The 18,551-nt window shown below is 65.8% G+C and carries 19 protein-coding genes; 9 read left to right on the forward strand and 10 right to left on the reverse strand.

Features of this window, described 5'->3' with window-relative positions; genetic code table 11:
- Positions 1-8: 8 nt before the first annotated feature.
- The 6 genes from lpxK to GGD67_RS06310 form a co-directional block, all read right to left on the reverse strand.
- Entirely contained in the window at positions 9-1,025 is a 1,017-nt protein-coding gene (lpxK, locus tag GGD67_RS06285; protein ID WP_179731653.1) for a tetraacyldisaccharide 4'-kinase, read from the reverse strand.
- Entirely contained in the window at positions 1,018-2,352 is a 1,335-nt protein-coding gene (locus GGD67_RS06290) for a 3-deoxy-D-manno-octulosonic acid transferase (RefSeq protein ID WP_179731655.1), read from the reverse strand. The genes lpxK and GGD67_RS06290 overlap by 8 nt, the downstream gene beginning before the upstream one ends.
- The gene (locus GGD67_RS06295; protein ID WP_018321920.1) at positions 2,315-3,034 is read right to left on the reverse strand and encodes a lysophospholipid acyltransferase family protein; all 720 of its coding nucleotides are present in this window, start codon (positions 3,032-3,034) and stop codon (positions 2,315-2,317) included. Before GGD67_RS06295 ends, GGD67_RS06290 begins: the two co-directional genes overlap by 38 nt.
- Complete coding sequence (locus GGD67_RS06300) at positions 3,031-3,273, reverse strand: DUF4170 domain-containing protein (protein WP_018648410.1); 243 nt, start codon at positions 3,271-3,273, stop codon at positions 3,031-3,033. The genes GGD67_RS06295 and GGD67_RS06300 overlap by 4 nt, the downstream gene beginning before the upstream one ends.
- 63 nt (positions 3,274-3,336) lie before the next feature.
- Positions 3,337-4,155 (reverse strand): 3'(2'),5'-bisphosphate nucleotidase CysQ, encoded by an 819-nt coding sequence (locus tag GGD67_RS06305; protein WP_179731656.1) that lies wholly within the window; start codon positions 4,153-4,155, stop codon positions 3,337-3,339.
- Positions 4,142-5,560, reverse strand: coding sequence for a TldD/PmbA family protein (locus tag GGD67_RS06310; protein WP_177237061.1), 1,419 nt, complete (start codon positions 5,558-5,560; stop codon positions 4,142-4,144). Before GGD67_RS06310 ends, GGD67_RS06305 begins: the two co-directional genes overlap by 14 nt.
- 264 nt (positions 5,561-5,824) lie before the next feature.
- Between GGD67_RS06310 and GGD67_RS06315 the strand changes: the two genes are divergently transcribed.
- Positions 5,825-6,343 carry a DUF6101 family protein gene (locus GGD67_RS06315; protein WP_018321916.1) on the forward strand — a complete coding sequence of 173 codons (519 nt, stop codon included), beginning with the start codon at positions 5,825-5,827 and terminating at the stop codon, positions 6,341-6,343.
- 99 nt (positions 6,344-6,442) lie between these two features.
- Here the strand turns inward: GGD67_RS06315 and ubiA are convergent, their stop codons facing one another.
- Together ubiA and GGD67_RS06325 are read right to left on the reverse strand one after the other, a co-directional pair.
- Positions 6,443-7,396 carry a 4-hydroxybenzoate octaprenyltransferase gene (gene ubiA / locus GGD67_RS06320; protein WP_179731658.1) on the reverse strand — a complete coding sequence of 318 codons (954 nt, stop codon included), beginning with the start codon at positions 7,394-7,396 and terminating at the stop codon, positions 6,443-6,445.
- 141 nt (positions 7,397-7,537) lie between these two features.
- Positions 7,538-8,200 carry a hypothetical protein gene (locus GGD67_RS06325; protein WP_018321914.1) on the reverse strand — a complete coding sequence of 221 codons (663 nt, stop codon included), beginning with the start codon at positions 8,198-8,200 and terminating at the stop codon, positions 7,538-7,540.
- Positions 8,201-8,410: 210 nt separating this feature from the next.
- Here GGD67_RS06325 and GGD67_RS06330 point away from each other — a divergent pair, with 210 nt between their 5' ends.
- The 6 genes from GGD67_RS06330 (at position 8,411) to GGD67_RS06355 (ending at position 14,570) form a co-directional block, all read left to right on the forward strand.
- Positions 8,411-9,169, forward strand: a complete 759-nt coding sequence (locus tag GGD67_RS06330) for a 16S rRNA (uracil(1498)-N(3))-methyltransferase (RefSeq protein ID WP_179731666.1) — start codon at positions 8,411-8,413, stop codon at positions 9,167-9,169.
- A 350-nt stretch (positions 9,170-9,519) separates the two neighbouring features.
- Positions 9,520-10,671 (forward strand): ATP phosphoribosyltransferase regulatory subunit, encoded by a 1,152-nt coding sequence (locus tag GGD67_RS06335; protein ID WP_179731668.1) that lies wholly within the window; start codon positions 9,520-9,522, stop codon positions 10,669-10,671.
- Between the two features lie 3 nt (positions 10,672-10,674).
- The gene (gene hisG / locus GGD67_RS06340; protein WP_018321910.1) at positions 10,675-11,652 is read left to right on the forward strand and encodes an ATP phosphoribosyltransferase; all 978 of its coding nucleotides are present in this window, start codon (positions 10,675-10,677) and stop codon (positions 11,650-11,652) included.
- Positions 11,653-11,750: 98 nt separating this feature from the next.
- Complete coding sequence (locus tag GGD67_RS06345; RefSeq protein ID WP_018321909.1) at positions 11,751-12,788, forward strand: glycosyltransferase family 2 protein; 1,038 nt, start codon at positions 11,751-11,753, stop codon at positions 12,786-12,788.
- The gene (locus GGD67_RS06350) at positions 12,785-13,630 is read left to right on the forward strand and encodes a ChbG/HpnK family deacetylase (RefSeq protein WP_179731669.1); all 846 of its coding nucleotides are present in this window, start codon (positions 12,785-12,787) and stop codon (positions 13,628-13,630) included. The genes GGD67_RS06345 and GGD67_RS06350 overlap by 4 nt, the downstream gene beginning before the upstream one ends.
- A gap of 115 nt (positions 13,631-13,745) precedes the next feature.
- Positions 13,746-14,570: a DUF2076 domain-containing protein gene (locus GGD67_RS06355; protein ID WP_018321907.1), complete on the forward strand. Its 825-nt coding sequence runs from the start codon at positions 13,746-13,748 to the stop codon at positions 14,568-14,570.
- 643 nt (positions 14,571-15,213) lie between these two features.
- Here the strand turns inward: GGD67_RS06355 and GGD67_RS06360 are convergent.
- Positions 15,214-16,023, reverse strand: a complete 810-nt coding sequence (locus GGD67_RS06360) for a L,D-transpeptidase (RefSeq protein ID WP_092255294.1) — start codon at positions 16,021-16,023, stop codon at positions 15,214-15,216.
- A 315-nt stretch (positions 16,024-16,338) separates the two neighbouring features.
- On the opposite strand from GGD67_RS06360, the gene GGD67_RS06365 reads away from it, so the two are divergent.
- The gene (locus GGD67_RS06365) at positions 16,339-17,124 is read left to right on the forward strand and encodes a protein phosphatase CheZ (protein ID WP_026202637.1); all 786 of its coding nucleotides are present in this window, start codon (positions 16,339-16,341) and stop codon (positions 17,122-17,124) included.
- Between the two features lie 190 nt (positions 17,125-17,314).
- Here GGD67_RS06365 and GGD67_RS06370 read toward each other — a convergent pair whose 3' ends face one another.
- Positions 17,315-17,836, reverse strand: a complete 522-nt coding sequence (locus GGD67_RS06370) for a hypothetical protein (RefSeq protein ID WP_026202636.1) — start codon at positions 17,834-17,836, stop codon at positions 17,315-17,317.
- A 315-nt stretch (positions 17,837-18,151) separates the two neighbouring features.
- Here GGD67_RS06370 and groES point away from each other — a divergent pair, with 315 nt between their 5' ends.
- A complete protein-coding gene (gene groES, locus GGD67_RS06375) occupies positions 18,152-18,448 on the forward strand; it encodes a co-chaperone GroES (protein WP_018321905.1) in 297 nt (98 codons plus the stop codon).
- Positions 18,449-18,551 lie beyond the last annotated feature (103 nt).

Consider the following 18,551-nt stretch of genomic DNA (forward strand, 5'->3'; position numbering starts at 1 on the left):
AAACGAGATCATCGCCTGCTGAACCGCCGCTCGCGCGCCTTGTAGAGATGATCGCTGATCAATTGCCGGAGCGCTGTCGGATCATCGAATTCGAGCTGCACAGCGAACGGCACGATGCTAGCAGGCAGGCCCTCGCGGCCGCGGAGGCGCGCGAGATCCTTTTCCGTCGTCACCAGCGTGTGCTGCTCGCGCTGCGCCTCCGCTGCGAGCGCTGCGATCTCGTCGTTTGAAAACATATGATGATCGGCGAAGGCGCGCGTGCGCGCGACCTCGATGCCACAGGCGCGCAAGCTGCGGAAGAATCGCTCGGGATCGCCAATGCCCGCGAATGCGAACACCGGCTTGCCCAACAGTCTTGCGACCGACGCGGCGTCCGGCCTCAGGCGCGCGCGCAGCTCCGGCTTGTCGCGCTTGGCAAGCTCGGCCGCGACATCGTTGGCGGCACGGCCGTCGCCAATCAGCACCAGCGCATCGGTGCGCGCGAGCTGCGTCTTCAGCGGCGCGCGCAGCGGGCCGGCCGGAAACACCTTGCCATTGCCGAGGCCACGTTCGCTATCGATCACGATCAGCGAAGTGTCCTTGACCAGGCGCGGGTTCTGGAAACCGTCGTCCATCAGGATGACGGTGGCGCCTTGCGACTTCGCCAGCGCGACACCCTCGAGGCGATCCCGCGCGACCGCGACCGGGACGTCGCGCGACATCATCAAGGGCTCATCGCCGATGTCGGACGCGGTGTGGCGCGCGGGGTCGACCATGACCGGGCCCTGCAGCCGTCCGCCATAGCCGCGGCTGAGCACCACCGGGGTCTCGCCGAGCTCGCGCAAAAGCTTCGTCAGCGCCAACACGGTCGGTGTCTTGCCGGCGCCGCCGACATGATAATTGCCGACGCAGATCACGGGGATGCCGGCATCCACGCCCTTGCGCAGCATGCGCCGTTCGGTGATTGCGCCGTAGAGCGCTCCGAGCGGCCATAATACGTACGACTGGAGAGAACGTGGCCGGTACCAGAAGGCCGGCTCACGCATTGGCGGCTCCCATCTCGATCCGCAGCTGCAGCAGATACGGCTCGAGCGCGATCATGGTGCGATCGAGTGCGCCGCCGAGCTCCTCGACCACGCCGCTGCCCGCGCGCTGCATCTTGTCGCGCAAGGCGGGATCGGCCAGCAGCTGGCCGAGCTGCTCGACCAGCGCCTCCTGCGTGTCGGCCTGGCGCGCACCGCCGCTGCCGTCGAGCGCCTCATAGACATCGGCGAAGTTGAAGACGTGCGGACCATGCACGATCGCGGCACCGAGCTTGATCGCCTCGATCGGGTTCTGCCCGCCATGACGGATCAGCGATCCGCCCATGAACACGATCGGCGACAGCCGGTAGAACAGGCCGAGCTCGCCCATGGTGTCGGCGACATAGATGTCGGTGGTCGCGGTCGGCAGCTCCTCGCGAGAGCGCAACGCCGGCTTCAGGCCCGAGGCGGTGATCAAGCCAGCGATCGAGGAGCCGCGATCGGGATGGCGCGGCACGATCACGGTGAGGAGCTGCGGGAAGAAGCCGGCGAGGCTGCGATGCGCCGCGACCAGCATCTCGTCCTCGCCCGGGTGGGTCGAGGCCGCGACGATGATGGGGCGCCCGCGCGTCATCGCCATCAGCCGTTCGAGCTTGGCGGGATCGGCCGGCGGCGCCGGCACGTCGAGCTTGAGATTGCCCGTGGTGACGACGTCGCGGCCGCCGAGCGCGGAGAAACGCTCGGCATCGGTCTTCGACTGCGCCAGGCAGATGTCGAACCGCGACAGCAGCGCCGAGATGGTGCCGTGCATGCGGCGCCAGCGCGGGAAGGAGCGCGGCGACATCCGCCCGTTGATCAGCACCATCGGCACCCGGCGGCTAGCGCCCGCCAGGATCAGGTTCGGCCACAGATCGGATTCGATGAACAGCGCCAGCGACGGCTTCCAATGATCGAGGAAGCGCGCGACATAGCGCGGGGAATCATACGGCACGTATTGATGGATGACGTCGGGCGGAAACCGCTTTGCGACCACGGCGGCCGAGGTGACGGTGCCCGAGGTGAGCAGGATGCGCAGATTGAGATCGCGCAACCGCTCGACCAGCGCCGCAGCGGCCAGCACCTCGCCGACACTGGCGCCGTGGATCCAGACCAGCGGACCATGCGGCCGCACGTCCCGGGACAGGCCGCGCCGCTCGCCGACGCGCGCGGGATCCTCCTTGCCCTGTTTCAGCCGCCGCTTGATCAGCGCCGGCGCAAGCGGCACCAGGCCGGAGGCCAGCCGCTGATACATCCGCAGCGTCATCGGCAACGAATTAGGCATCTTCCGGTCCCGGGCGGCCGAGTTGCGCATAGGCGCGGCGGGTCGCCTCGTTCAACGTGTCTTCCAGCTCCTGCCGCAACGCTTCCATCATGGCGGCGTCGGCATCTGCGGGAACGTGGATTTCCTTGATGCCGACCAATGCGCCCCGCCCGAATGGCAAATTGATGGTGGTGCGGTCCCAGTTCTTGAGCCGGACGAAGCGGCTGGTCGCCATCGCGAAAGGCATGATCGGCCGCCCCGATTCCCGTGCCAGCATGATAATGCCTAGCCCGGCCACGCGCGAGCGCTTGGGGACATCGGCGGTCAGCGCGACATTACAACCGGTCTGGAGCGTGCGCACCATTTCCTTGAAGGCGCCGACCCCGCCCTTGCGGTGGAAGGCGCCGCCATGATCGCCGGAACCGCGGATGGTGCCGATGCCGAGCCGCTCGGCGGCGATCGCATTGAACTCGCCGTCGCGGTGGCGGGAGATCAGGACCTTGGCGCGATAGGAAGCCTTGTTCTGGTTCTTGATGAAGGGCGTGAGGAAATGCTGGCCGTGCCAGAACGCGAAGATCGCAGGGAGCTGCGGCTCAACCTGCGCATAGACGTCGGGCGGATCCAACGTGAATTTGTTGGTCCGCCAGACCAGACGCAGATATTCGGCCGCCAGGACCCCGACGGCACGCTGAACGAAGCTGCTTCGCAGCGTATTGCGAAGCAGTTTTTTCAACGCGCCGGTTCTTGATTCGGGTCGAGCAACCGGTGGAGGTGGACGATGAAATAGCGCATCTGCGCGTTGTCGACCGTGCTCTGCGCCTTGGCCCGCCAGGCGGCGTGGGCGGTCGCGTAATTCGGATAGAGGCCGACGATCTCGACGTCGTCGAGGTTCTTGAAGGTGTTGTGCTCGAGATCGACGAGCTCACCGCCGATGACGAGATGAAGCAGTTGTTGCGGGGCACTATCTGGCATGAGTTCTGTTCCTAACGGGCTGCCCGGCAAAAGCAGTGTTCGACGGGCACGACGAAAAGCGCTTTAGGCCAAGGGGCGGTTTCGAAAATGCGCGACAATGCCCGCATGACGATCGCGCCCCGCTGCCACCAGCACCCCGTGCGCCACTTCCCGGCGGTTATAGAGGATAGGTTCTCCGGAGAGGTCGCTGATCCTACCATCGGCTTCCTGCACGATCAAATCGGCCGCCGCAAGGTCCCAATCATGGCTGTTGCCCCCCGCAAAAGCCGCATCCAGCGCGCCATGGGCGACCCGGCACAGGCGCAGCGCGAGCGAGCCGATTCGCGGATGCAGCTTGATCTCGCCGCCTGATCTGTTGAGCCGCTCGACCATCGGTTTCGGGCCGGCGATGCGGGAGAAGTCGAGCGCGGATCCGGGCGAAGCCTGCACGGCTGCGCCGTTGAGCGTGGTGCCCTGGCCGCGTGCGGCGAAGAAGAACTCGCCGCTCGTCGGCGCGAACACCGCGGCCAGCACCGGCGCGGCATCCTCGACCAGCGCGACGCTGACGCACCAATCGTCGTGGCCGTTGAGATAGTTGCGCGTGCCGTCGATGGGATCGACGATCCAGGTCAGCCGCCGCGACAGCCGGGCAGCGTCGTCGGCGCTCTCCTCCGAGAGCCAGCCGTAATCCGGCGTCGCGATGCGCAGGCGCGCTTCGAGCAGGTCGTTGACGGCAATGTCGGCTTCGGAGACCGGCGAGGATGCGCCCTTGGTCCACTTCTTCAGTTCGGTGCGAAACATCGACTGCGCCAGCGCACCCGCCTCGCGCACCGTGTCCTGCAGCAGTGCCGCGTCGCGCGTCAGGATGGTTTCGCCCGGGGCGTTCGCCTCAACGTCCGCCAAGCGTCAATCCCTCGATGCGCACCGTCGGCGCATTGATGCCGTAGCGGAACTCGAGATTGTTCGCGGGCTGCATCGACTTGAAGATCTCGAACAGATGGCCGGCGATCGTCACCTCGCTGACGGGATAGGTGATCTCGCCGTTCTCGATCCAGAAGCCGGAGGCGCCGCGGCTGTAATCGCCGGTGACGCCGTTCACGCCGGAGCCGATCAGATCGGTGACGTAGAAGCCCTGCTTGATGTCGGCGATCAGCTCGGCCGGGCTCGGTGTGCCAGGCTCGAGATGCAAATTGTACGGCCCGGGCGAGGGCGAGGAGGAGACGCCGCGATGGGCATGGCCGGTGGTGGCAAGGCCGAGCTCGCGCGCGGTGGCGCAGTCGAGCAGCCAGGTCGTCAGCACGCCCTCGTCGATCAGCGCGATCTTCTTCACGGCAACGCCTTCGGCGTCGAAGGTCTGCGAGCGCAGGCCGCGCTTGCGCAGGGGATCGTCGATGATGCGGATGTTCTTCGCAAACAGCTGCTGGCCGAGCTTGTCCTTGAGGAAGCTGGTCTTGCGCGCGATCGAGGCGCCGTTGATGGCGCCGACGACATGGCCGACCAGGGAGCCCGCAACGCGCGGATCGAACACGACGGGCACCTTGCAGGTCTCGACCTTGCGCGGATTGGAGCGCGCCACGGTGCGCTCGCCGGCGGAACGGCCGACGATCTCCGGCGACAACAGGTCCGCACCATGCGGCGCCGAGGTGAAGTCGTAATCGCGCTCCATGCCGGTGCCTTCGCCCGAGATGGCGGTGGCCGAGATGCCCTGGCTGGAGCGCAAATAGGAGCCGTGGAAGCCGGTCGAGGTGACCAGCACCATGCCGCCCATGCCCGCGGAGGCCGAGGCGCCGCCGGATTTGGTGACGCCCTTCACGGCGAGCGCGGCAGCTTCGGCCGCGAGTGCGCGGCGCTCGAGCTCGCTGGTGGCAGGCACATCGGGATCAAGCAGATCGAGATCGGGGAAGTCGCGCGCGAGCAGCGCGGGATCGGCGAGCCCGACATATTTGTCGTCGGGCGCAACGCGCGCCATCGCGACCGCGCGTTCGGCAAGCTTGGTCACGGCATCGCCGCTGACGTCATTGGTCGAAACCACCGCCTGGCGCTGGCCGACCAGTACCCGCAGGCCGACGTCGTCACCCTCGGAGCGCTCGGATTCCTCGACGCGTCCGTCGCGCACCTCGACGCCTTGCGAGACGCCGCGCACCGCGACCGCGTCGGCCGCATCCGCGCCGGCGCGCTTGGCCGCCTCCACCAGCCGCTGCGCCAGATCCGACAAGGCGGACTGGTCGAACAGGTCGCGGCTGGCCTTTGACCCCTTGGAGGAATCCTTGGACGAAAGCGTCGAGCTTGCGGATGGTGAAGAGTTCACGAACGAAATCCTGTTGGGGCGGGGGTTCGGGACCGGAACCACAGATGTGCCCTGATCGCGCGGACTTCAAGCATTTTCAGCCCGCCAAAAGCTCAGATTCGCACCTTTGGCGCAACGTCTCGTCAATCATGCGCGCCAAGGTCTTGTCAATCATGAGCAGCAGTGACGGTGGGTTAACCAGCCTTTTTAAGCGGTTTCGGAAAGCGGCGCGCTAAGGTCCTCGCATCGACCGGGAACATAATCCCGGCGGGGAGAACTAAAGCCGTGAGGCGTCAAACAGCAACATGCGGGGTCGCTCCCGCCGGGTCGAGCCGCTCTCTGCGGCTCGACCCCCTTTCCCTTCCGGTCCGCTTCGATGCGCACGATCCGCGCGCCGACGGACATGTCAGGCAGATCGAGCTTCATCGCGAACGCGTCGTGCTTCGCCGTGCCGTTCGCGGCATGCAGATGGCGATCAACGTCCGCGTCAGCGACTTCACAGGCGTCGCACTGCGCGGCAATGACGAAGCGCAGGCCATCGTCCTGGTGCATCGCGATCCCTCGCTCTCCGTTCCGCTGCTCGTCGGCGCCGACGGCGAGGAGCTCGTCGAGGCCTTGGCGATCTGGAGCGAGCTGTTCGCGCTTCCGCAGCTCGACGAAGGCGCGCGCAAGCCCGCGGCCCGCCGCCGCCGCGCCAATGCGATCCGCGCCCGCCGTCCGAAATTCCTGATGCGCCGCCGTGTTGCGATGGCGCGGGAGCTGTCGGTTCATCGCGAAGAACGCGAGATCATCGCGAGGAATTAAAGGTACCGTAGGGTGGGCAAAGCGCAAGCGTGCCCACCTTTTTGTCATTGAGAGGATCGTGGGCACGGCGCAAGTGCGCCTTTGCCCACCCTACGGGAGCTACGCCCGCATCACCGCGTCGGCGAGCAATCCTGCAAACAGCAACAGACCCGCATCCCTGTTCGACTTGAACAAGCGCAGACACAGCTCGGGATCATCAATCCGCAAGCGCACGATCTGCGAGGCCAGGTGCGCGGCGAAGGCGGCAAGCCCGAGCCAGGCCGGCCAGCGCGCATCGCCTGAGGCCAGCGCGACACCGATCAGCATCACAGCGAGCCCGTAGAACAGGATCAGCGCCTGGTGCGTATGCGCGCCGAACAGGCGCGCGGTGGACTTGATGCCGATCAGCGCGTCGTCGTCGGCGTCCTGATGCGCGTAGATCGTGTCATAGCCAATCACCCATGAAATCGCGCCGGCATAGAGCACCATCGCGGTGACTTCGATGCGGCCGAAGGTGACGGCAAATCCCATCAGGGCGCCCCAGGAAAAGGCAAGCCCGAGCACGATCTGCGGCCACCAGGTGATGCGCTTCATGAAGGGGTAGATCGCGACGATCAGGAGCGAGGCGATGCCGGTCGCAATCGCGAAGCGGTTGAACTGCAGCAACACGATAAGGCCGATCAGCGCCTGCACGACCATCCAAGCCAGCGCCTGCTTCGTGCTCACCTGCCCCGACGGCAGCGGCCGCGAGCGGGTGCGCTCGACCTTGTCGTCGAGGTCGCGGTCGGTGATGTCGTTCCAGGTGCAGCCCGCCCCGCGCATCACGAAGGCGCCGATGAAGAACAGCACGATGGTGAGCGGCAGTCCGCGGACGTCATGCGCCATGCCGCTCGCGAGCGCCGCCGACCACCAGCACGGCATCAACAGCAGCCAGGAGCCGATCGGACGATCGAAGCGGGACAATCGCAAATAGGGCCGCGCCCATGGCGGCGCGAGCGTATCAACCCAGTTGCCGGTGGAATCGGCAACGCGGGCGGATGTGCTAGTGTCCAGTTTTCGAAGTTCGTATTCCATCGCGGCGTATCCCGGTACGAACTTCGAAAACTACAAGGGCACTAGCAAGAAACTATAATTCACGTGCCGCTTATCGATTTGAAGTTCTCATGAGGATCTCGCGGCAAACACCGTAGGAACTTCAAATCGGCGGCACGTGTATCATCGGGTCAGGACGTTGCCGTTGAGCGTGTCGAAGGTGCTGCCGCCCTTCTTGCCGGCATTGGCCTCAGGCGCCGAGCCTGAACCGAGCACCTCGCTCAGCGACGGGCCGGCCGGACCGCGCGGCTGGTTCTGCATCTGCTGCGCGACGTTGCAGACCTTCGTCGCCATGGCCTCGGTATTCTTGTGACCGTCCTTCATCTGCGCGCCGATCTGCGGCGGGATTCCGCATTTGGCGGCGTGGGACTCGATGTACTTGATCATCTTGGTCTCAGCCTGGCTGAAATTGCGGATCAGCTTGCAGGCTTCGTCCGGCGGCGCATGACGGTCGCTCGCGGCCTTGATCAGCTTGCCGCGCTTCTCGGCTTCCTCGCGCAGAGGAATGAAAGCCTTCATGCAGTCCTCGCCGGGGCCGCCCTGGGTCGGCGGGGCCGCGCTGAACGCGCCAGCGCCGCCGACGGGCGCGGCGCCGTTCACGGGAAAGGACGATTGCGGTGCCGTGCCGACCGAAGCGGTCGGCGCCGAGCCGTTCACCGGGGGAAACGCGGAACTGGTGGCGGCCTGGTTCGGCAGCGGCGCCGGGAAGGCGCTTTGCGCATAGGCGCCCGCGGTGCTCAGGGTGACCATGGCGGCAGTGATCGGAACCATCAAATGACGGATCATCAGGATAGTCTCTCCGGCAGGAGCTACGGGGTTCAGCGTCTTCCCAATTGAAGCGCAACCAGCGTGTTCGCGTTTTTACGATTCCCGCCGGCGCTTAACAACCCGTTGAATAGGGCAATAGCGCGGCGCGGGGACGCACCATTTCGGCAATATTTACCCCCGGAATGGCTGCTTTCGGTTAAGAACGGCCCCAAATCGGACTCCTGAACGATGCCCTCCCACGATTTTCGCGCTCCCCGCCTGTTCGTCGACGCTCCCCTTGCCCAGGACGCCAGGATCCCGCTCGACCGCGACCAGAGCAATTATCTCGGCAATGTGCTGCGGCTTGCCGCCGGGGCCGAGGTTTTGGCCTTCAACGGCCGCGACGGGGAGTGGCAGGCCGCCATCGAAGGTCGCAAGCGTCCGGACGGCCTCGTGATCCTGCAGCAGACCCGGCCCCAGGACGGGCTGCCTGACGTCGCCTACGTTTTCGCCCCGCTCAAGCATGCCAGGCTGGATTACATGGTCCAGAAGGCCATCGAGATGGGCGCCGCCGGCCTGCAGCCGGTCCTGACCCGGTTCACCCAGGCCTCCCGGGTCAATACCGAGCGGATGCGCGCCAATGTCGTCGAGGCGGCCGAGCAATGCGGCATCCTGAGCATCGCCACGGTCGCCGAGCCGGTGCCGCTGGAGCGGTATCTCAGTCAGCGCCCTGCGGTCCGCCTGCTGATCTTCTGCGACGAGGCGGCGGAGCTGCAAAACCCGGTTCAAAGCCTGCAAAACGCCCGCGAGGCCGGACAGGGGATCGACGTGCTGATCGGCCCCGAAGGCGGCTTTGCCGAAGAGGAGCGCGCCCTGCTGCTGCGGCAGCCCAGGATTCTCCGGCTGGCGCTCGGCCCGCGGATCATGCGGGCCGATACCGCCGCCGTGGCCGCGCTGGCGCTGGTGCAGGCGGTGCTGGGCGACTGGGGTGGCAAGACCGGCACCTGACAAGGCTCGATTGGCAGCCGCAGGGGAGACGCGCCCCCTCTCCCGCTTGCGGGGGAGGGTTGGGGTGGGGGTGCCTCCGCGTCGGGATTGTCTGAGGCTTAGGGAGAAATTCCCCTAGCGGAAAGAGCCCCCACCCGGCGCTTCGCGCCGACCTCCCCCGCAAGCGGGAGAGGTTGAGCGAGCCCGCGGCGGCCCAGGTGGCTCCCCTCGCGCGTCGAGAACGTCCATTGCCCGTCCATTAAGCGATTGATCCTTTGGAGGTCGAAACCGCGCATCGACCATGCTAAGGGCTGCGCAATTCGCTTGCCTCCCCTTGCCTGCCCGGTTCCACCGGGACGATGGACCCAGTTATGACCGCGACTGCCACCTCAAATGCTGCCGGCTCCGCCGCCTGGGCGGATACGCTGCTGTTGTCGTTCGCGCAGGCCGGTTACGTCAGGGCCGAGCCCGCCATCCTGCAACCGGCCGAGCCGTTCCTGGACCTCTCCGGCGAGGATATCCGCAAGAGCCTATACCTGACCACGGACCTCACGGGCGAGGAGCTGTGCCTGCGCCCGGACCTGACCATTCCGGTGGCGCGCGACTACCTGAGCTCCGGTCGTGCCGGCCAGCCGGCCGGGTTCAGCTATCTCGGCCCGGTGTTCCGCTACCGCAGCGGCCAGGCCAGCGAATTCCTGCAGGCCGGCATCGAATCATTCGGCCGCCAGGACCGCGCCGCGGCCGACGCCGAGACGTTGGCGCTCGGGCTCGAAGCAACCGCGGCCTTCGGTGTCCGCGACGTCGAGATCCGCACCGGCGACGTGGCGCTGTTCAACGCGCTGCTCGATGCGCTCGACCTCTATCCGGTCTGGCGCCGCCGCCTGGTCAAGGACTTCAATCGCAAGATCAGCCTGGAAAAGGATCTGGAACGGCTCGCGGCCGCGACCACGGCGACCCGCAGCGAATATGAGGGCGTGCTCGCCGCCCTCGCCGGCTCCGACCGCAAGGCGGCGCTCGCCTTCGTCACCGATCTGATGTCGATCGCCGGCACCACCAATGTCGGGGGACGCACCACGGCCGAGATCGCCGATCGCTTCCTCGAGCAATCGACGCTGAAGGGCGGCGCGCTGCCGCGCGAGGCCATTGCCGTGCTCAAGCGCTTCCTGACGATCGCAGGCAATCCCGACGATGCCATCGCCGAGCTGCGCGCGCTCACTACCGACGCCAAGCTCGACCTCACGGCTGCGATCGACCAGTTCGAGAGCCGGGTCGGCTTCATGGCGGCGCGCGGCATCGACGTGAAGCAGACGCGCTTCTCGACCGCGTTCGGGCGCGGGCTCGACTATTACACCGGCTTCGAATTCGAGCTGCACCACCGGGGCAACGGCGCCGAGCCGCTGGTTGCCGGCGGCCGCTATGACGGGCTGATGACCCAGCTGGGATCGCCTGAACCGATCCCTGCGGTCGGCTTCTCGGTCTGGGTGGACGCGCTGACGAAGATCGGCCGCAAGGTGGGAGCTTAAGTCATGAGCGCGCCATTCGTTCTGGCCGTTCCCTCCAAGGGTCGCCTTCAGGAAAACACCGAAGCCTTCTTCGCCCGTGCCGGCCTCAAGCTGTCGAAGGCCGGCGGCGCCCGCGACTATCGCGGCACGCTTGCAGGCCTCGACCATGTCGAGGTCGCCTATCTCTCGGCGAGCGAGATCGCCTCGCAACTGTCGCGCGGTCTTGCGCATCTCGGCGTCACCGGCGAAGACCTGGTGCGCGAGAACATCGCGGACGCCGACAAGCGCGTGTCGCTGATCGATGGGCTCGGCTTCGGCTATGCCGACGTCGTCGTCGCGGTGCCGCAGGCGTGGATCGACGTTCGCACCATGGCCGACCTCGACGACGTCACCACCGGCTTCCGCGAGCAGCATCACATGCGGATGCGGGTCGCGACCAAGTTCATCAACCTCACCCGCACCTTCTTCCAGAGCCACGGGATCACCGATTACCGCATCGTCGAGAGTAGCGGCGCGACCGAAGGCGCGCCGGCGGCCGGCAGCGCCGAGCTGATCGTCGACATCACCACCACGGGCGCGACGCTTGCCGCCAACGGCTTGCGGGTGCTCGACGACGGCGTGATCCTGCGCAGCCAGGCCAATCTGGTCGCCTCGAAAGAGGCCGACTGGACGCCGCAGGCGCGGGAGACCGCGCGCGTCATCCTCGATCACATCGCAGCAAGGGCGCGGGCCAACAAGTATCGCGAGGTCCGCACCCGCTTCCGGCAATGCGACGCCGCCCTGCTCGGCGAAGCCCACAGTCGGTACGGCGTCGAGGCCCCGTTCGGCGGGCCGACCTCGTCAGGCATGCTGACGCTGCACTGCCCACCGGGGCAGCTCTATGCGCTGGCAAGCTTCCTGCGCGAGCATGGCGCCGAAACCGTCTCGGTGGTTTCGCTCGACTACGTGTTCGACCGGGAGAACCCGCTGTTCGCCAAGCTCGAGGCGTTCCTGCGGCGGTGAGCCCTGGGACGTTCGGCTTTTCGTTCAGCTTTGCGACAGCAAATGGCGGCTACCATATGCTGTTGAGATGACTTTGAACGCTTCTGGAACCTTGATCGATGACGCTGGGCTCTGACGTTTCCGGCATGACGACGACCGCAGGCACCGCAGCCGCGAAGGGACTGTCGATCGTCGTCCCCGTCTACAACGAGGCGGCGGGCCTCGCCGCCCTGCACCAGCGCATCTGCGATCTCGCAAAGACCTTGCGGGAGCGCTATCGGCTGGCTTGCGAGGTCGTCTATGTCGACGACGGCAGCAAGGATGCGACGCTGGCGATCGCCCGCTCGCTGCCGGCCGACGCGATCGACGTCCAGGTGGTGTCGCTGTCGCGCAATTTCGGCAAGGAGGCGGCGCTGATGGCCGGCCTCGACCATGCCCGGCTCGGCGCCGTCATGTTCATGGACGGCGACGGCCAGCATCCGCCGGCGCTGATCGAACAGCTGGTGCGGCACTGGATCGATGACGGCTATGACGTCGTCTACACCGCCAAGGCACATCGCGACAACGAGACCTTCCTGCGCCGGGTCGCCGTGCACGGCTTCTATGCGCTGATCAATTGGGGGGCCCGGCAGAAGATTCCCGAGGACGCCGGCGACTTCCGCCTGCTGTCACCGCGCGCGGTCACAGCGCTCAGGCAGCTGCCCGAGCGCAACCGGTTCTTCAAGGGCCTCGCCAGCTGGATCGGCTTCCGCCAGATCCGCGTCGACTACGAGCCTGCCGCACGCGCCCACGGCGTCACCACCTTCAACGCCGCAAGCCTGCTCGGCCTGTCGATCGAGGGCCTGACCTCGTTTTCGGTCGCCCCCCTGCGCTTTGCCAGCCTGCTCGGCGTCATTCTCGCCGGTGGCGCCTTCCTGTTCGGCCTTTCGATCCTCTGGGAGGTGTTCACGACCGGCAAGCAGGTGCCCGGCTATCCCTCGCTCGTGATCGGCCTGATGACGATCGGCGGCGTGCAGCTCATCATGATCGGCATCGTCGGCGAATATATCGGCAAGATCCTGTCCGAGCTGAAGGCGCGCCCGATCTACTTCGTCGCCGAGCATAGTGAAAAGCACTTCGAAGCCGACGATGCCGCGAAGAGGACGGCCGCCGAATGAGCGCGGCCGCGGGCCTGCGGCGGATCTGGCTTTGTGCCGACGATTACGGCATCAGCCCGGGCGTCAACCGCGCCATCCGCGACCTGATCGAACGCGGCCGTCTCAACGCCACCTCGGTGATGATGGTGGGGCCTGCGATCGCGCGCAGCGAGGTCGAGGCGCTCCAGGCCTCGGCGAAGACGAGTCCGCGCTGCGCGATCGGATTGCACGTGACGCTGTCGGCGCCGTTCCGCCCCCTCACCATGCATTTTCGTCCGCTCGACGGCGACATGTTCATGCCGTTTCCGAAGCTGCTGCGCGCGGGCATTTTGCGGCGGCTCGACCGCGAATTCGTCCGCAACGAGGTAAAGGCGCAGCTCGCCGCCTTCGCCGAAGCGTTCGGGCGCGCGCCTGACTTCGTCGACGGCCACCAGCATGTGCAGCTCTATCCGCAGGTCCGCGACGGCTTCGTCGATGCGGTCAGCGAAGGCGCGCCGAACGCCTGGGTGCGCCAGGGCGGCCGCGACCTGCCGCTCAGGCAGCGGCTGGCCTCACCCAAGGCCATCGTGCTCGACATCCTCAGCGCCCAATTCCGCCGCCGTGCCGGCAGCGCCGGCCTCAGCTTCAACCCGGGCTTTGCCGGCGCCTATGACTTCACGCGGGCGGCCGATTTTGGCGAGCTGATGGGGCAATTCCTGGAAGGCTTGCCGGATGGCGGCCTCGTGATGTGCCATCCCGGCTTCGTCGACGATGTCCTCGCCGGCCTCGATCCGATGACCGATGTCCGCGAACGCGAGCACGCCTATCTGGCCGGCGACGCCTTCGCGCGTCTGCTGGCGGACAGCCGCGCCACGCTGGGATGACAGCAAGCCGCGGGGCAGCTTGTCGCATACCGAAATTTAATCCGGCCGGCACTGTTGGGGCCACAATGGAACCCTACATCTGCTTCGCGCTTGTTTTGCGCGAGGGAGACTGATCATGACGCCGCAGGAACGCCAGCTCGTCGACGACCTTTTCGACCGGCTTTCGAAACTGGAAAACGCACCGCGCGATCCCGACGCGATCGCCGCGATCTCGGACGGGCTGCGCAAGGCACCCGGCGCGATCTATGCGCTGGTGCAGACCACGCTGCTGCAGGACGAAGCGCTGAAGCGCGCCCATAACCGCATCCAGGAGCTGGAAGCGGCCCATGGGCCCGAGCAGGCGCAGTCCGGCGGCTTCCTCGACACCATGCGCGACACCTTGTTCGGCGGAGGTCCCTCGCGCGGCTCGGTTCCGAACGTGCCGCCGCGTGACGCGCGGCCGGTCTGGAACAGCGGCGGAGCGATGCAGCAGACGCAACCGGGCTACGGTCAGCCCCCTTACGGCCAAGGCCCAGGTCAGGGCCCGGGCCAGGGTTATGGCGCACCGCCGATGGGCGGTGGCGGCGGCTCGTTCCTCGGCACCGCGGCGGCAGCTGCCGCCGGCGTCGTCGGTGGCTCGCTGCTGCTCTCGAGCATCCGCGGCATGATGGGCGGATCGCATCAGCAGGCCTTTGGCGACACCAATGCCCTCGGCGACCGCGGCGCTGGTGGAAGTCCTTGGGGCGGCAGCGATCAGTCCGGCGGCTCGCTCGCGCGCGATGCCGGCCTGAACGACATCGGCTCGAACCGCGAGTCTCGCCAGAGCTTCTCCGACCAGGCGAACAACGATCGCAACGACAACGACCAGAACTACGGCGACAACAACGACGACGGCAATATGGACGTGGCCGACGACAGCGACTTCGGCGGCGACGACGACGGCGGCAGCGATTACGCGTGAGCAATTCGCCCCGAAGATGCGAACGGCTGCCTCTCGGCGGCCGTTTTCTTTAGAGCGTGCCCCGAGCGCCTTTTGTGCGACGGCAAGCAGCTGGGACGTTCGATATAGTATGACTAATGTGCAGCGTCATTGGACTGGCTGAACGTTACCCGACGCGCCTGAATTCACCATGACAAATCAAATCGGCATCTGACACGCGCAGCCGTAGACTCCCGGATTTCCAAATGCGGACATGGGTGTTCAACTGGAAGAACACGTTGCTCATGCCACACACCGATGTGGTTGCCTCTCTTGGTTATAGTCGGGGTTTTAAAAATGAGTCCACTTCAGCAGCGCATCGCCACCCTGACCAACGTGACAACTCATCTCATCACCGAGTTGTCGGAGTTGGAGGGACTGCACGAGCTCGTCAAGAAGGCCGAGCTGTCGGCGCGGCGATTTAAGCGCTCCGCTCGCGCATCGCTTTCCCATTCATCAACGCGTCGTCGCTGCTCTGTTGCCCCTCGTCTCGCTTCGACGGGGCATCGTCGGCCAGCCTAGACCTTAGCCGGAGGACGTACGCCGGCGGCACGCAACGCCTTCGATGCCGCGCGTCGCGAGCCGGCGCGACACGCGGAGTTGACGGCTCGCAGCGAGCGCCGGCCTACATCACCACGACCTTGGTGCCGACATTGACGCGGCCGTAGAGGTCGATGACGTCTTCGTTGCGCATGCGGATGCAGCCGGAGGAGACGTTGGTGCCGATGGTCCAGGGCTCGTTGGAGCCGTGGATGCGATACAGGGTCGAGCCCAGATACATCGCACGGGCGCCGAGCGGGTTCTCCGGACCACCTTCCATGTGCCGGGGCAGATCGGGGCGGCGGGCGAGCATTTCGGCCGGCGGCGTCCAGTCCGGCCATTCGCGCTTGGCCGTGATCGCCTTCACGCCGGACCAGGTGAAGCCGGGACGCCCGACGCCAATGCCGTAGCGCATCGCCCTGCCGTTGCCCTCGACGAGATAGAGGAACTTGTTCGGGGTATCGACCACGATGGTGCCGGGACTTTCCTTGCCGCTATAGTCAACAGATTGCTTCTCGAACCTCGGATCGAACGGACGCTGCCGCGGGTCGACCGTCTCCTGCTGAACCGCGCCTTGCTGATATCCACCCTGCTGCGGCTCGCCCATCGGCGGCAGGCGGCGCTGGTCGTAATAGCCGGGCTGCTGTTGATAGACCGGCCGCTCGGGCGCGTAGGCCGGACCGCGGCCGGGACCGTCGCCGAACAGGAACTCGATGAAGCCGCCGCCCATGTTCGCATTGGAGGCGACGCGCACCGGCGCCGGCGGCACCTGCGGCTGGTAGAGCACCGCGGGCGGATCGTTCGGCACCGAATTGTCGAAGGCGCTGGCACTGTTTGCGCCGGCAATGAAGGTGCAAGCGCTGCCGAGCAGCGCGACAGACATTTTCTTGAACATCGACGTACTCTGTACTGTTTCGTCTAGATCACATGCGCCGTGGAGAGCTGATGGCTTTCCGCGCCCCTCGACGTGGTCAATAAAAGGCAAAAGCCGTTTTGTTTGGTAAACAGAAACGGCGTTTGGATTCACCACGTCGTCAGCAGCGGGGCAATTTGGCGATCAGCGTTTATTTTCGATGAACGCCGCGCGCGCATGGTTAATCGCTTCTTTGCGCGCCGTCGCGCGCAGCCGCACAACAGTTCCTGCCGTGAACTTCGTGTTAAATCGCTTCTGCCTACAAAGACGCGTGAGTGAGGTGGGGGGAGTATCCTGATGGCTGTTCACCGCAAACGTTTTCGCGTCGAGGATATCGCTGGTGGCGAGATGCCGATTTTGGACGTAACCGAAGAGGCAATCCCGATGCATAGCGAGATCATGGCCGAGCTACGTGCGATCCGTGCACAGATGGCGAAAGGCGCTGCGCCCTTGCCCTTGTCCGGCAGCGCAGCCATGGCGGCGATCGACGCCTCCACCGCCCACGAGCTCTCCGAGGCTCGTACCATGCTCGAAACCTATCGGGCCCAGATCGAGCAGTGCGAAAAGCTGAAGGTCGAGCTCGACCTCATCCATGACGCCATCGACCGCACCAAGCGCGAAATCGCGACGCTGCACGGCAAGAGCTTTGACGGCGGCGAAATGGCCAAGGTCAATGGCGAGCTCGGCGCGGTGGTCGGCGGCACCGAGCAGGCGACCCAGCAGATCCTCGAAGCCGCGGAATCGATCGACCAGGCCGCCAGCGCAATGTCCAAGGTGGACTCGATCGACCAGCAGAAGCGGCTCGCCGACGATATCCAGGAACGCGTCATCTCGATCTTCGAGGCCTGCAACTTCCAGGACCTGACCGGCCAGCGCATCAGCAAGGTCATGACCACGATGAAGTTCATCGAGCAGCACATCAATGCGATGATGGAGATCTGGGGCGGCGTCGACGCCATCAAGTCCCACGTCGTGCCGCCGGTCGACAATCGCAGCGAGGACGACAAGCTTCTCAACGGCCCCAAGCTCGCCGGCGACGTCGGCCACGCCTCGCAGGACGACATCGACGCGCTGTTCGACTGAGCGGACGCCAGATAGAGAAAAACAAAGCGCCGGCCTTTGGCCGGCGTTTTTGCTTTTTGGGACCATCCTCTCCGCTGTCATCGTCCGGCTTGACCGGACGATCCAGTATTCCAGAGGCAGCAGTGATTGAACCGAGAAGCCGCGGCGTACTGGATGCCCCGCTGTCGCGGAGCATGACGTAGGCGAGAAGCTACGCCCGCGGCGCGCAGCGGACGTAGACCATGTTGCCGTAGCGGGTGGCGGCGTCCTTGTCGATGAAGCGGGTGATCAGGACGCGGCCGTCGAAGGAGATGATTTCGCGGTCCTGCTCGCCGGGGGTCGGACCCGCCGGTCCGATGTAGTTCTTGCCGCTCGGCGAGCCCTTCAGCCGCAGCTCCTGCGGCGTTGCCTGGTCGGCCAGATGCATGATCACGCCGCCGGAGGAGCCGGCGGTGATCACGTAGGGATTTTTGCACTGGGCCCGGGCGGCAGCCTCGGTGCGGGCGCGGTCGGCCGGGTTCTGGAACGAGGCGAGGCCCCAGCGGCCGACGATCTCGTCGGCGCGAATGGTCGCAGGCATTTCGGGCGCGACGCCCGGCTCGGCTTCGGGCGGCGGCGAGGACGACGAGAAGGACGGCAGGCTCATGCCGCCGCCGCAGGCGCCCAGCAGCAGCGCCAGACAAGAGGCGGCGGCCAGATTGGCAACCGTGCGCGCGTGAGCTGAACTGATCATGGCATTCCCCCGAACAAGACCATGGCCGCACCCCTCCTGCAGCCAAGCGCAAAACCGCTGCCGGAGCAATGACGTCCTTTAATACGTCGGCGCCCCGAACAAGTTTCCAGTGCCACCATCCTATATCCGCCTCACCAATCGCTTAACCACCTTTGCTTGACAGGATCGCGGCCAAGCCATATTTCCGGGCCCACTATTAGCACTCGGAAAGCCCGATTGCTAAGCACGCCGTTCGATCCTCGGGATAGGGGGCGGACGGAAGCGCCGCCCCACCCACTTCACTACTTCCGAAGCGAGCCTCCAAAGGGAAACGTCATGGCTAAATCCAAATTTCGTCCGCTGCATGACCGTGTCGTGGTCAAACGTATCGACGCCGAGGAAAAGACCAAGGGCGGCATCATCATTCCGGACAGCGCCAAGGAAAAGCCGTCCCAGGGCGAGGTCGTCGCCGTCGGCCCCGGCGGCCGTGACGAGACCGGCAAGCTGACCCCGATCGACCTCAAGGTCGGCGACCGCGTGCTGTTCGGCAAATGGTCGGGCACCGAGGTCAAGATCGACAACGAAGAGCTCCTGATCATGAAGGAGTCGGACATCATGGGCGTACTGGCCTAAGGCCATCCGCCTGAACAGCCGCTGAATGTCATGCCCGGATCCAGGCGATCCGGGCATCCATCATTCCGCCGGGTTCGGTCCTCGAATCCCGGAATTGATGCGA

The organism is Bradyrhizobium sp. IAR9 (assembly GCF_013408065.1).
GTDB lineage: Bacteria > Pseudomonadota > Alphaproteobacteria > Rhizobiales > Xanthobacteraceae > Bradyrhizobium.

What these genes read in the sequence shown, in the direction of transcription:
- lpxK (WP_179731653.1), bottom strand. Translation starts at nt 1,025, where the DNA reads ATGCGTGAGCCGGCCTTCTGGTACCGGCCACGTTCTCTCCAGTCGTAC.
- GGD67_RS06290 (WP_179731655.1), bottom strand. Translation starts at nt 2,352, where the DNA reads ATGCGCAACTCGGCCGCCCGGGACCGGAAGATGCCTAATTCGTTGCCG.
- GGD67_RS06300 (WP_018648410.1), bottom strand. Translation starts at nt 3,273, where the DNA reads ATGCCAGATAGTGCCCCGCAACAACTGCTTCATCTCGTCATCGGCGGT.
- ubiA (WP_179731658.1), bottom strand. Translation starts at nt 7,396, where the DNA reads ATGGAATACGAACTTCGAAAACTGGACACTAGCACATCCGCCCGCGTT.
- GGD67_RS06325 (WP_018321914.1), bottom strand. Translation starts at nt 8,200, where the DNA reads ATGATCCGTCATTTGATGGTTCCGATCACTGCCGCCATGGTCACCCTG.
- GGD67_RS06330 (WP_179731666.1), top strand. Translation starts at nt 8,411, where the DNA reads ATGCCCTCCCACGATTTTCGCGCTCCCCGCCTGTTCGTCGACGCTCCC.
- GGD67_RS06335 (WP_179731668.1), top strand. Translation starts at nt 9,520, where the DNA reads ATGACCGCGACTGCCACCTCAAATGCTGCCGGCTCCGCCGCCTGGGCG.
- hisG (WP_018321910.1), top strand. Translation starts at nt 10,675, where the DNA reads ATGAGCGCGCCATTCGTTCTGGCCGTTCCCTCCAAGGGTCGCCTTCAG.
- GGD67_RS06345 (WP_018321909.1), top strand. Translation starts at nt 11,751, where the DNA reads ATGACGCTGGGCTCTGACGTTTCCGGCATGACGACGACCGCAGGCACC.
- GGD67_RS06350 (WP_179731669.1), top strand. Translation starts at nt 12,785, where the DNA reads ATGAGCGCGGCCGCGGGCCTGCGGCGGATCTGGCTTTGTGCCGACGAT.
- GGD67_RS06355 (WP_018321907.1), top strand. Translation starts at nt 13,746, where the DNA reads ATGACGCCGCAGGAACGCCAGCTCGTCGACGACCTTTTCGACCGGCTT.
- GGD67_RS06360 (WP_092255294.1), bottom strand. Translation starts at nt 16,023, where the DNA reads ATGTTCAAGAAAATGTCTGTCGCGCTGCTCGGCAGCGCTTGCACCTTC.
- GGD67_RS06365 (WP_026202637.1), top strand. Translation starts at nt 16,339, where the DNA reads ATGGCTGTTCACCGCAAACGTTTTCGCGTCGAGGATATCGCTGGTGGC.
- GGD67_RS06370 (WP_026202636.1), bottom strand. Translation starts at nt 17,836, where the DNA reads ATGATCAGTTCAGCTCACGCGCGCACGGTTGCCAATCTGGCCGCCGCC.
- groES (WP_018321905.1), top strand. Translation starts at nt 18,152, where the DNA reads ATGGCTAAATCCAAATTTCGTCCGCTGCATGACCGTGTCGTGGTCAAA.